At 56.0% G+C, this 1,127-nt stretch carries 3 protein-coding genes; 2 read left to right on the top strand and 1 reads right to left on the bottom strand.

Going from position 1 to position 1,127, the window contains the following annotated elements; translation table 11 throughout:
• Window positions 1–314 (bottom strand): hypothetical protein (locus ACXJKH_RS20985; RefSeq protein ID WP_457322273.1); only part of this gene is annotated, 314 nt, incomplete at its 3' end.
• Between ACXJKH_RS20985 and ACXJKH_RS20980 the strand changes: the two genes are divergently transcribed.
• Entirely contained in the window at window positions 303–407 is a 105-nt protein-coding gene (locus ACXJKH_RS20980; RefSeq protein WP_457322275.1) for a hypothetical protein, read from the top strand. The genes ACXJKH_RS20985 and ACXJKH_RS20980 overlap by 12 nt on opposite strands.
• A 252-nt stretch (window positions 408–659) precedes the next feature.
• Window positions 660–989: a helix-turn-helix domain-containing protein gene (locus ACXJKH_RS20975; RefSeq protein ID WP_033830473.1), complete on the top strand. Its 330-nt coding sequence runs from the start codon at window positions 660–662 to the stop codon at window positions 987–989.
• Window positions 990–1,127: the final 138 nt, after the last annotated feature.

The following is a 1,127-nucleotide window of genomic DNA, read 5'->3' as shown; positions in this document are numbered from 1 at the left end:
GTCTCATTGAGCCATCCGGAATACTGGCCGTCATTAAGCTTGCTGACAAAAAGACGATCATTCCCATCAAGCCTTTGCCGAAGGTCGTCGCTGAGCTGCCGGGCCGTCCCTGAGCTTTGCACCCAACGCACGCTTTCCAATCCGCCATCTTGCGCGTTGGGATACCGCTCCAAGTGCTGAATGAACTGACGGCGCGCAGCGTCATAGTTGCTGCGTTCCCTGTTCAGGTTCCAGGTCACAACGTATACGGCCATAACATTTCCTCCGAAATCGACTACTGGGGTTTTTAGGAGCAGCAGTCGCTGATCGCTCATACCTGCTGCTCAGGAAGGGGCGGCAGCTGGACTACCGCCCCTCTTGCTCAGGCGTGTTGCTTCAACACCCAGGTCACGGCCTTCCCATCGTAGGGCGGCATGCGGTTGCCCTTAGCAATGGGCGCCGTGGTGGAGTAGCCCGAGGGCTGCCACACACCACTCTCAGGGCAGGTTTCGCCAGTCTTGGCGGTCGTTCCGATAGKCTTACGGGTGCTCATAAGGCTCTCTCCTGCCAAGCCAGTCAGAAGATTTCCGACTACAAGGACTTGACGGAATCGACAATACGCCCCTCTTGTCGACTTCGTCAAGTATGATTTGTCGCCCACCACAACTTAGGATTGCCCGATGTCCGATCTCTTCCCAGCCCGTTTGAGAGAGGCCAGGGACAGGCGAGGTCTGACGCAAGCAGATCTGGGCAAGGAAGCGAGTCTGCCGTCCACGACCATCTCCCACTTTGAAAGTGGATCGAGGAAGCCCTCGTTTGATAACTTGCGTCGTCTGACCAAAGTTCTGGGCGTGAGCACTGACTACCTGATGGGGCTCGTTGACAGCCCAGATGACATGGCAGCCGCTTCGAGGATTGCTCGGCATTTGGGACAGGCCACGGAAGACGACATCAAGATGCTTGAAGCCGTCGCTAAGTCATTGGCCGATACAAGGAAGAGAGATGGATAGTTATCGTCGGCGGCAGATCGAAGCCAAAGCGCAGGACATGCTCAACGATGCGGGAGTCCTATCACTTCCGATTAATCCCATGGAAATTGCAAAGCACTTGGACATCCAGGTGCATGCAAAACCAGCTGGTTCCACGGG

Source organism: Stenotrophomonas sp. P5_B8, assembly GCF_054049855.1.
This window is presented reverse-complemented; position numbering and strand designations above follow the sequence as displayed.

Bases quoted from the DNA above. Each gene is read 5' to 3' on its own strand.
- ACXJKH_RS20975 (WP_033830473.1), top strand. From the start codon at position 660: ATGTCCGATCTCTTCCCAGCCCGTTTGAGAGAGGCCAGGGACAGGCGA.